Below are 10,000 nucleotides of genomic sequence, written 5' to 3'. Positions count from 1 at the left end.
CCCTCGCCTTCGCCCGGCGGATACCTTCGGACTCCACCACATCCTCGGTTTCGCGCAGGCCTGCCGTGTCATAGATCAAGGCGGCATAGGGTCCGATACGAATGGGAGATTCAATCACATCGCGCGTCGTGCCAGCGATCGGTGTGACGATGGCCGCGTCGGTTTGCAGCAAGGCGTTAAACAGGCTCGACTTGCCGGCATTGGGCTTGCCCATAATGGCGATGCGATAGCCTTCGCGGATTTGTTGCCCGCGTCTCGCATCCGTGATCGCCGCCCCGACCTCAGTCTTCAGCGCGATGATATCCGCAATAATGCGTTCGCTGAGGTGTTCCGGAATATCCTCATCCGGGAAATCGACGATGGCTTCGATATGGGCCAGAATACGGATCAGCGCATCGCGCCATTGGGCATAGCGATCACGGAAACCACCTTCGAGCTGCATCAGGGCTTGTCGTCGCTGCGCCTCGGACTCGGCCTCAACCAGATCGGAAATGGCCTCGGCCTGAGTCAGGTCGAGCTTGCCATTTTCAAAGGCCCGCCGTGAAAACTCACCCGGCTCGGCGTGACGCAGGCCCTCGGCGCGAAACACCGCATAGAGGCGTTCGAGTACCGCGCGTGAGCCGTGGATATGAAATTCAGCGCAGTCTTCGCCGGTAAAACTGTTCGGCCCCTTGAACCACAGGACCAGACCCTGATCTATCAGCTCGCCGTCATAGCGCAGATGACCGAGCGTCGCATAGCGTGGACGCGGCAAGCGCCCCAGCAAGGCCTCAACCACGTGTGCGGCTTGAGGCCCGGAGACGCGGATGACCGACACCCCGGCCCGACCTTGCGCCGAGGCCAAGGCGAAAATCGTCTGTTTCACGTGAAACACGAGAGCCTACTTACCGCCCTTGAAACCGCCCATGCTGGCGGTCGCCGCGGATTGCATCATCTTGAGGAAGTGATCCTGTGCTTGCACGCCGAAGCTCGACCAGGTCTTGATGATCTCCTCGGGCTGCATCGACTGGATATTCTGCTCGACGCGGGCCTTCATCTGCTCAACCATATAGTCGTTCAGCGTCTCGACATTGGGCAGGCCCAAAAACGCGCGGGCTTCCTGCGGCGTGCATTCGATATCGAAGGTGACTTTCATAGCGGGTCTCCGCAAGGCTCGCATCGACAAATGAGAGCGGATAAAGAAAGGGCCGGATTGCTCCGGCCCGGATAGATTCACAATGATCCTGTGTCGCCTGATTTGGCAAGGATCAGGTGTTCATGCTCTGGAAGAATTCGCCATTGTTCTTGGTTTGACGCAGCTTGTCGATCAGGAACTCGATGGCATCCTGGGCACCCATCGGATTGAGGATACGGCGCAGCACGTAGGTTTTTTGCAGGTCCGACTTATCGACCAGCAGGTCTTCCTTACGCGTGCCCGACTTGAGGATGTCCATGGCCGGGAAGACGCGCTTATCGGCGACCTTACGGTCCAGCACGATTTCCGAGTTACCCGTGCCCTTGAACTCTTCAAAGATCACTTCGTCCATGCGCGAACCGGTGTCGATCAGCGCGGTGGCGATGATGGTCAGCGAGCCGCCCTCTTCGATATTACGCGCCGCACCGAAGAAGCGTTTGGGGCGTTGCAGAGCATTGGCATCGACACCGCCGGTCAGCACCTTACCCGATGACGGCACGACCGTGTTGTAGGCACGGCCGAGACGGGTGATCGAGTCGAGCAGGATGACCACATCGCGTTTGTGTTCGACTAGGCGCTTGGCCTTTTCGATGACCATTTCGGCCACCTGAACGTGGCGTGTTGCCGGCTCATCGAAGGTGGAGGAGATGACTTCGCCGCGCACGGTGCGCTGCATGTCCGTCACTTCTTCCGGGCGTTCGTCGATCAGCAGCACCATCAGGTAGCATTCCGGATGGTTGGCGGCGATCGACTTGGCGATGTTTTGCAGCATAACCGTCTTACCGACGCGCGGCGGGGCGACGATCAGGCAGCGCTGACCCTTACCCAGAGGCGCCACAATGTCGATGATGCGTCCCGAACGGTCCTTGATCGTCGGGTCTTCGATTTCCATTTTCAGGCGCTCTTCGGGATAGAGCGGCGTCAGGTTATCGAAATGCACCTTATGGCGAATGGCTTCGGGGTCTTCGAAATTGATCGTCTTGATCTTCGACAGGGCGAAGTAACGCTCGCCTTCGCGTGGGCTGCGGATCGGGCCTTCGACCGTGTCGCCGGTGCGCAGGGCGTGGCGGCGAATCTGCTGCGGCGACACGTAGATGTCATCGGGACCGGGCAGATAGTTGGCTTCAGGCGAACGCAGGAAGCCAAACCCGTCCTGCAGTACTTCGATAACGCCGGAGCCGGTGATTTCGACGCCTTCTTCGGCCAGTGTTTTCAGAACCGCAAACATCAGGTCCTGCATCCGCATGGAGGCGGCGTTTTCAACACCGATCTGTTCGGCAAAGGCCAGCAGGTCGGCCGGCGACTTGTCCTTCAGTTCCTGAAGCGACAGTTTTTCCTGATTGGGGTTTTCCGACTCGTCATCACCATTGTCGCTGCCGTTTTCGTCTTCGGCGGCGTCTTCCAGCGTGGTGTCGTATTCGATTTCGTTGTCTTCGGACATGGGAGAGGTCTCTGATACGGCACGCGGTCACGATGACTTTATAAACAAAGTCAAGGTCTTAGGCCGTGCCTGTCTGATAAACCAGCGCGTGAACGCTGTATGGAAACTGGGGGAGGCCTTGAAACCACGAGAACCGTGGGGCCGGGAAATGCGCGACTTAATACCCGTTTGGCGCGCGCAATGGTTCTGAGCAATACACCCAAACGCCGAAAGGTCAAGGGCGGACCTCACCTGACCTTCCCGATCAAAGAGAGGTGATTTCAGATCGTGAACATTTCGGTGGTCACGGCAATGACCATGACAATGGCAATGATGGCCGGAATCTCATTGGCGATGCGCCAGAACTTTTCCGAACCAATGTCTTCGCCGCGCTGGAGCTTTTTGAACCGCACCGCCAGAAAATGATGATAGCCGGTGATCAGCACAATGCCGATCATCTTCACCACAAACCACGGCTCGTAAAAGAACTTCCAGCCAAAACGATCGTGCACATTGCTGTAGATCAGCCCGGCTCCGAACAGCCAGGCGGCGATCATGGCCGGATTCATGATAAAGCGCAGCAGACGCCGCTCCATACCGCTCAGGACCTCAACCACCTGAGGCTTATCTCGATTGGCGATATGGTTGATGAACAGGCGCGGCAGATAGAGCAGCCCGGCCATCCAGGCAATAACGGCCAGTATGTGCAGGCCACGCAGCAGGTCGTAATGGTTCATGCTCAAAAGCCCTTTTGTTTGGGGCATTGCCCGTGGCAGGCATCACAGGCGTAATCGGCCATAATGGTGGCCTCTGACCCGATGGCGCGCAGTACCTCATCGCCCAGCGCCCGGATAAACAGCGGCTCGATACCGACCACCGGCACGCGGACATAGTCCTTCGCCCCGTGCTCGTCGGCCAGATGTTTATACTCCATATCGAGTTCGACAAGCGTTTCGATATGTTCAGAGACAAAGGCCACCGGCACGACCACGGGCGATTTCCCGCTTTTGACCGTGTCGATAATCGTTTCGTCGGTCGAAGGACCAATCCATTTCAGCGGCCCAACCCGGCTTTGATAGCAGACGACGTGGTCGATCTGCATCCCCACCTGTTCCATGATGGCGGCGACACTGGCCTCGACCTGCGCCTGATACGGGTCGCCCTTCTTGATGATCTTCTCCGGCAGGCCATGCGCCGAAAACAGCAGACGATAATCCTTGAGGTTGCTCAGGCCAGACAACTTCTGACGGATCAGATCGGCATAGGATTTGGCGAAGGCCGGATTTTGCGGATAGCAGCACAGATACTTGACCGGAGCCGCGCCCTTATAGGCCTTTTTGAACGTCACAAACGACGACAGGGTGGTGGTGGTCGAAAACTGCGGATAGAGCGGCAGGGCCACCACCTGATCCGGCGCCCACGCCTCAACGGCCTTCACCGTATCCTCGATAAACGGATGCCAGTAGCGCATCCCGATAAAGACCTTGAATTCCAGATCCTTGACGGTTTTCGACAGATGGCAGCTCAAGGCCTCGGCCTGCGCCTCGGTTTCCTTGACGATGGGCGACCCGCCTCCCATCAGGCGGTAATTGGCCTGAGCCGAGGTTTCGCGGCGAGATGAAATCAGGCGCGCCACCATCTGCCGCAAGGGGGACGGCAGGCCGATAATGTATTTGTCGCTGAACAGGTTGTAGAGAAACGGTTTGACATCGGCCTGGGTCAGGGGCCCGCCGAGATTGAACAGAACAACAGCGACTTTTTTCATCAGCTTCTTATGAGATGTAGCGTCCGCTCGACATGAGCGATGGGGGTGTCGGGAAAGATGCCATGCCCCAGATTAAAAATATACGGCCCCTGCCCCCAGGCGGATTTCATTTTCAGCACCATATCGTCCAGCGCGGCGCCACCGGAACGCAGAACGACCGGATCGAGCGCCCCCTGTATCGGCAATTTTTTCTGGATCGCCTGCCCCAGTTTCAAAGGTGTGGCGGTCCCCAGCGCCATACCCTGGACCTCGACCTGATCGGCATAGTCGAGACAGCGTGCCTCGGCCCCGCGCGGAAAGCCGATAATGGGCAGGGTGATCCCCAGTTCGCGCACACGCCGCACCAGCCTTTGATGGGGTTCGATAACCAGTTGATCAAACAAGGGATCGGGGAAGCCTTCGGCCCAGCTTTCGAAGATTTTGAGGACCTGCGCGCCGCAATCGGCCTGCATCTTCAGATACTGCGCTGAAGCCTCAATGACCACGTCCATCACCTGCGCCACCAGTTGCGGCTGCTCATAAACAAAGGCGCGGATCAGTGAGCGGTCATGGGCTTTGCGCCCATTGAGCATATAGGTCATCACCGTCCACGGCCCGCCACAGAATCCCAGAAGCGTCACCTCTTTCGGCAATTCCGAACGCAGGATTTTCAGGGTCTCACCCACGGCCTTCAAGGCTTCTCCCGCCGAGCCAGCCAGATCAGCCATCCGCGCTACAGAGGGTAAGTCCCCAAGAACAGGCCCCTCACCCGCTTCAAAGCGAACGTCCTGACCCAAGGCCATGGGGATAACCAGAATATCGGAAAACAGGATGGCTCCGTCCATGCCGTAGCGACGTACCGGCTGCAGCGTCGCTTCGGCGGCCTTTTCCGGGTTTAGGCAAAAGCTGAGAAAATCCGCCGTCGTCGCCCGAAGCTCACGGTATTCCGGCAGATGGCGACCAGCCTGACGCATGAACCAGACGGGCGGCGTTTTCAACGTCTGTCCCTGAAGGACCGAGACTATGGATGGCGTGTGCGAGGTCATGAGTCAATCCATAGGCTTCCGACGGTATTCCCTCAATCCCTCTAAAAGATTTTTAGAAAGATAGAAGGGGTAGTTAGGCCGTGGATGCTGCGCAAAAACGTCGCATCGGGGAAAAATGATGGCCGTTTTCCCGGCCTTTGCACAGAGCGACGTTAATGAATTTTTAATCTTTCACAGCCTGTGGGAATCCGGGATAATTAACCAAATCCTAACACTGATTAAGAAAATCCTAACGACTGAGAGTGGCGGCCATACACGGTTAATTTTTTGTTAAGATTTACACACAAAGCCGTCACAAAAGAGTCACCGATGCCCGTGATTGGGGAAAACCGGTGACCGAATACGCCCGGTTTTTCACCTTTTCCCCGGCTTGGCGGCTTGGCACGGCGAAGGCGAAGGTTTATCCCGATAGAGACGCAAATCTTCCCCCGTTTTTCCCCAGAAAGCGTGCACAGATAAATTTCATGACTACATCCGGCGCGAAAATCGGTATCCATTTTCACGTTCATCTGGTGTCCGACTCCACCGGTGAAACCCTCAATGCTCTGGCCAAGGCGGCCGCGGCGCGCTTCGAAGGTATCTTCCCCATCGAACACATCTATGTGCTGATCCGTTCGGACAAGCAGATGGATCGCGCCCTGACCGAGATCGAGTCCTATCCGGGCATTGTTCTGCACACCCTGGTCGATGCCGAACTGCGGCAAAAGCTCGAAACCTTCTGCCGTGAGCGCGACATCCCCACCATCGGCGTACTCGATTCGGTGGTTCTGGCCTATTCGCGCTATCTGGGGGCCGCCGAATTTTCCAAAAAATCCGGCGCGCAGCACAATCTCGACAGCGACTATTTCGACCGCATCGAAGCGCTCAACTACGCCATTGCCCACGATGACGGCGCTCTGGCCGACAAGCTGCGTCAGGCCGAAATTATCCTGATCGGTGTGTCGCGCACCTCAAAGACGCCGACCTGCATCTATCTGGCCCACCGGGGCTATAAGGCCGCCAATATCCCCCTCGTCCCCGGTCGTGACCTGCCGCCGGAACTGGACGAACTGAGCGAGCCGCTGATCGTCGGCCTCATCGCTTCACCCGATCGCCTGATACAGATCCGCAAGGCCCGCGTTCTGGCCTATACCACCGCCGGGGATGAGCGGCCCACTTCCTATACCGACGCCGAAGCCGTGCGTGAAGAAATCATCGCTGCCCGGCGTCTGTTTGAACGCAAGGGCTGGCCGGTGATCGACGTCACCCGCCGCTCGGTCGAAGAAACCTCGGCTTCGATCATCAGCCTGCTCAATGAAAAACGCACCGGGCGTCTGGGTGGGATTTAGGTTTTGAGTTCAGGGTTAAGACGCAGGGGTCGCGGACCCCTGCACCCCGGAAATAAACCAGAAATCAAGCCAGAAACCAAGTATGCGTTGACTGTCTGTTTCAAATCGGAAAAAGCTCCGCGCGTTTTACATAAGGCCTAGTATCGTGAATTTGAAGTTCGCTTCATTTTGATATCGAGAGCCGGGCGAACTTCAAATTCGAAAACGATACGAGTTACAATAATTTGCTAGTGTCCTATTGAATCTGAAATTCGCCAGAGAGCGATATCAAGCACATGCGAATTTCAGATTCAGGACACTAGTGACGGCTAACATATGACCCTATCTGTTCCCCCTCCCCTGATCCTGGCCTCCGGCTCCAGGATTCGCGCCACCCTGCTCACCAATTGCGGCCTGAGTTTCACGAAAATTCCGGCCGATATCGACGAAGACGTCATCAAGGACGAGTGCCTGTTTCGCGGCTTTACGCCCAAGGCGGTCGCTCTGAAACTGGCACAGGAAAAAGCCCTGCACGTGTCGCGCGCTCAGGCCGGTCTGGTCATTGGCGCGGACTCGGTCCTTCAACTCGATAAAGAGTTGATTTCCAAGCAGAAAACACTCGCCGACGCAGCCGATTTACTACGTCGCTTTTCGGGTAAGACCCATTATCTGCACTCCGCCGTGGCGGTGGCGCAAAACGGTCAGCTTCTGTGGTCGCACGCCGATACGGCGGACCTGACTGTGCGCCGCCTCAGTGAAGATTTCATAACCCACTATATAGAGACGGCGGGTGAAGACATCCTGTCCAGCGTCGGCTGCTACATGCTTGAAGCGCACGGCGTTCACCTGTTCGACTCGATAAAGGGTGATTATTTCACCGTTCTGGGCCTGCCCTTGCTGCCCCTGCTGGCGCAACTCAGACATTACGAGATTATACCGGCATGAAACACCTCCCCACAGGCGCGGCCAGGGTCGCCGGCGTCGTCGGTCAGCCGATCCGGCAATCCCTCTCCCCCTTTCTGCACACGGCCTGGCTGAGACATATGGACCTGAATGGTGTCTATGCGCCCTTTGCACCGGCGGATGATCATGCGTTTGAGCGTCTCATCCTGTCGTGCCGCACCAATGGTATCAAGGGCTTGAACATCACGGCCCCGTTCAAGGAACTGGCGCTGAAGCTGGCCGACACCTCCACCGATCTGGCGCGTCGCTGTGGCTCGGCCAATCTGCTGACCTTTGACGAAGACGGCAGCGTGCACGCGGATTCCACAGACGGCCACGGCCTTATTCAGGCCTTTCATCTACAGGCACCTGACTGTGACCTGACGGCAGGCGCGGTTACCCTTCTGGGTGCCGGCGGGGCGTCACGCGCCGTGGTGGCCGCCTTGCTGGATAAGGGCTGCCGCGACGTGCGCATCGTCAATCGCACCGTCGCCCGCGCTGAAGAGATCGTCTTTGCGTTCAAAGAGGGCGTCAGTGCCTATGCCCTGAGCGATATCGACCGCGCCTTTGCCGGTTCGGTAGCCGTGATCAATGCGGCGTCGGGCGGACCCCTGCCCCTGTTTGACGCGCTCGATCCGTCGGCAACCGCTATGGACATGACCTACCGACCCTTGAAAACCAACTGGTTACAGGCGGCCGAGGCGCGTGGGTTGAAGACGGTTGATGGGCTGATGATGTTGATTGAACAGGCGCGCCCGTCCTTCGCCGCCTTCTATGGTCAGGCCCCGGATGCGGACTTCGATGTGCGTGGTCTGGCCCTTGAGTTTCTGGGTGAGACAAAGTGATCCGTCTGGGTCTCACCGGCTCCATCGGCATGGGCAAATCGACCATAGCCCGCATGTTCGCCGATGAAGGCGTGCCGGTCTGGGATGCCGATGAGACGGTCCACCGGCTATACGCCACCTCTGAACCGTTGAAAGCCGCGCTGGTCGAGGCCTTTGGCGAGGTGGTGACAGACGGCGCGGTTGATCGCGCCAAGCTATCGCTTGCCCTTAAGCAAAAACCGGACGGTTTTGCCCGGCTGAATGCTTTGGTGCATCCAGCGACCGTCGCGGATCGGGAGGCCTTTCTGGCCCATCATGCCGCCTCAGGCACACCCCTCACCCTGTGCGATATTCCGCTCTTGTTTGAAACCGGCGCGGAAACAACCTTCGACAAGGTGGTTGTCGTATCCGCCCCGCCTGAGGTTCAGGCCACCCGCGTTCTGGCGCGTCCCGGCATGACGGCGGAAAAGTTTGCGGACATATTGGCGCGTCAGATGCCCGACGCCGAAAAACGGCGCCGCGCGGATTTCATCATCGACACCTCGCAAACGCTTGAGGCCAATCGTCAACAGGTGCGTGAGATTATCCGCGCCCTGCACGCCGCCTGACTCTGGACAAGCCCGGCAAACGCGAGTCAAATTACGCCCATGCGTCAGATCGTCCTCGATACCGAAACCACCGGCATTGACCCCAAAAAAGGCCACCGCCTGATCGAAGTCGGCTGTATCGAAATCGACGACCTGCTGCCGACGGGCAAGACCTTTCACCACTATTTCAACCCCGAACGGCTGATCGAACCGGACGCCATCCGTGTCCACGGCATCACCGATGAGATGGTGGCGGACAAGCCGAAATTTGGCGATCTGGCTCAGGCCTTTATCGACTTTGTCGGCGATGCGCCGATCATTGCGCACAACGCCTCGTTTGACCGTGGCTTTATCAATATGGAGCTGGAGCGGTTGGGTCTGACCCCCACCGATCCCGACCGCTGGGTCGATACGCTGGAGCTGGCGCGCTACAAGTTTCCGGGCATGGCCAATTCGCTCGATGCCCTGTGTAAACGCTATAATATCTCGCTGGCCGAACGCGACAAACACGGGGCTCTGCTCGATGCGCGTCTGCTGGCCAGCGTCTATCTGGAGCTGTCGGGCGGTAAGGAACGCGGCCTTGACCTCAAGATGCACGGCATGGTGTCGGAAGACGGCACGGAAATCCGTGTGATGAACCACGGCCAGCGTCCGCGCCCCCTGCCCTCGCATATTCATGAGAAAGAAGCCGAAGCGCACAAGGCCTTCTGCCTCAAATATCTCAAAGACCAGAATATGTGGGGCTATACGGCCTCATAGAATTTTAGCCACGAACCACACGAAAAGCACGAACTTCATTGAGCGGATACATAGCGCGAAGCGTCCAAAATCCGCACTTGCCGCAACACAGTCGAAGCCCTTCGGGCACAAGGGTTAAAAGCGCTCGACGTTCGTGCTTTTCGTGGCAAAAAAAACCCGCAGCCACAGACTGCGGGTCTCTTTTTTATATGCTTTGC

Annotated in this window: 11 protein-coding genes; 5 read left to right on the top strand and 6 right to left on the bottom strand. The window is 57.7% G+C overall.

Annotated elements, in window-relative coordinates; all coding sequences use genetic code 11:
- The 6 genes from mnmE to hemE form a co-directional block, all read right to left on the bottom strand.
- Positions 1-865, bottom strand: an 865-nt coding sequence (gene mnmE / locus LDL37_RS02685) for a tRNA uridine-5-carboxymethylaminomethyl(34) synthesis GTPase MnmE (protein WP_290793958.1), incomplete at its 3' end; no start/stop codon positions are given.
- Positions 866-880: 15 nt separating this feature from the next.
- Positions 881-1,135, bottom strand: a complete 255-nt coding sequence (locus LDL37_RS02680; protein WP_013477677.1) for a DUF6489 family protein — start codon at positions 1,133-1,135, stop codon at positions 881-883.
- A 112-nt stretch (positions 1,136-1,247) separates the two neighbouring features.
- Positions 1,248-2,615, bottom strand: coding sequence for a transcription termination factor Rho (gene rho, locus LDL37_RS02675; protein WP_013477678.1), 1,368 nt, complete (start codon positions 2,613-2,615; stop codon positions 1,248-1,250).
- 260 nt (positions 2,616-2,875) lie between these two features.
- Complete coding sequence (locus LDL37_RS02670) at positions 2,876-3,331, bottom strand: CopD family protein (RefSeq protein WP_290793953.1); 456 nt, start codon at positions 3,329-3,331, stop codon at positions 2,876-2,878.
- 2 nt (positions 3,332-3,333) lie between these two features.
- Positions 3,334-4,359, bottom strand: coding sequence for a ferrochelatase (gene hemH, locus LDL37_RS02665; RefSeq protein ID WP_290793950.1), 1,026 nt, complete (start codon positions 4,357-4,359; stop codon positions 3,334-3,336).
- The gene (gene hemE, locus LDL37_RS02660) at positions 4,359-5,384 is read right to left on the bottom strand and encodes a uroporphyrinogen decarboxylase (RefSeq protein ID WP_290793948.1); all 1,026 of its coding nucleotides are present in this window, start codon (positions 5,382-5,384) and stop codon (positions 4,359-4,361) included. The genes hemH and hemE overlap by 1 nt, the downstream gene beginning before the upstream one ends.
- 464 nt (positions 5,385-5,848) lie before the next feature.
- On the opposite strand from hemE, the gene LDL37_RS02655 reads away from it, so the two are divergent.
- From LDL37_RS02655 to dnaQ, 5 genes are all read left to right on the top strand, one after another.
- Positions 5,849-6,712: a pyruvate, water dikinase regulatory protein gene (locus LDL37_RS02655; protein ID WP_290793945.1), complete on the top strand. Its 864-nt coding sequence runs from the start codon at positions 5,849-5,851 to the stop codon at positions 6,710-6,712.
- Between the two features lie 315 nt (positions 6,713-7,027).
- Positions 7,028-7,636 carry a Maf family protein gene (locus LDL37_RS02650; protein WP_290793942.1) on the top strand — a complete coding sequence of 203 codons (609 nt, stop codon included), beginning with the start codon at positions 7,028-7,030 and terminating at the stop codon, positions 7,634-7,636.
- Positions 7,633-8,478 carry a shikimate dehydrogenase gene (locus tag LDL37_RS02645; protein ID WP_290793939.1) on the top strand — a complete coding sequence of 282 codons (846 nt, stop codon included), beginning with the start codon at positions 7,633-7,635 and terminating at the stop codon, positions 8,476-8,478. Before LDL37_RS02650 ends, LDL37_RS02645 begins: the two co-directional genes overlap by 4 nt.
- On the top strand, positions 8,475-9,065 hold the full coding sequence (coaE, locus tag LDL37_RS02640) for a dephospho-CoA kinase (protein ID WP_290793936.1): 591 nt from the start codon (positions 8,475-8,477) through the stop codon (positions 9,063-9,065). Before LDL37_RS02645 ends, coaE begins: the two co-directional genes overlap by 4 nt.
- A 39-nt stretch (positions 9,066-9,104) precedes the next feature.
- Positions 9,105-9,803 carry a DNA polymerase III subunit epsilon gene (gene dnaQ, locus LDL37_RS02635; protein ID WP_290793933.1) on the top strand — a complete coding sequence of 233 codons (699 nt, stop codon included), beginning with the start codon at positions 9,105-9,107 and terminating at the stop codon, positions 9,801-9,803.
- Positions 9,804-10,000 lie beyond the last annotated feature (197 nt).

It is taken from the genome of Asticcacaulis sp. (assembly GCF_020217185.1).
Classification (GTDB): Bacteria; Pseudomonadota; Alphaproteobacteria; order Caulobacterales; family Caulobacteraceae; genus Asticcacaulis.
Note: the sequence above shows the minus strand (reverse complement) of the source record. Positions and strands in the feature narration are given on the sequence as shown.

Coding starts and splice junctions, on each gene's coding strand:
- hemE (WP_290793948.1), bottom strand. CDS start 5,384: ATGACCTCGCACACGCCATCCATAGTCTCGGTCCTTCAGGGACAGACG.
- LDL37_RS02655 (WP_290793945.1), top strand. CDS start 5,849: ATGACTACATCCGGCGCGAAAATCGGTATCCATTTTCACGTTCATCTG.
- LDL37_RS02650 (WP_290793942.1), top strand. CDS start 7,028: ATGACCCTATCTGTTCCCCCTCCCCTGATCCTGGCCTCCGGCTCCAGG.
- rho (WP_013477678.1), bottom strand. CDS start 2,615: ATGTCCGAAGACAACGAAATCGAATACGACACCACGCTGGAAGACGCC.
- LDL37_RS02645 (WP_290793939.1), top strand. CDS start 7,633: ATGAAACACCTCCCCACAGGCGCGGCCAGGGTCGCCGGCGTCGTCGGT.
- LDL37_RS02670 (WP_290793953.1), bottom strand. CDS start 3,331: ATGAACCATTACGACCTGCTGCGTGGCCTGCACATACTGGCCGTTATT.
- hemH (WP_290793950.1), bottom strand. CDS start 4,359: ATGAAAAAAGTCGCTGTTGTTCTGTTCAATCTCGGCGGGCCCCTGACC.
- dnaQ (WP_290793933.1), top strand. CDS start 9,105: ATGCGTCAGATCGTCCTCGATACCGAAACCACCGGCATTGACCCCAAA.
- LDL37_RS02680 (WP_013477677.1), bottom strand. CDS start 1,135: ATGAAAGTCACCTTCGATATCGAATGCACGCCGCAGGAAGCCCGCGCG.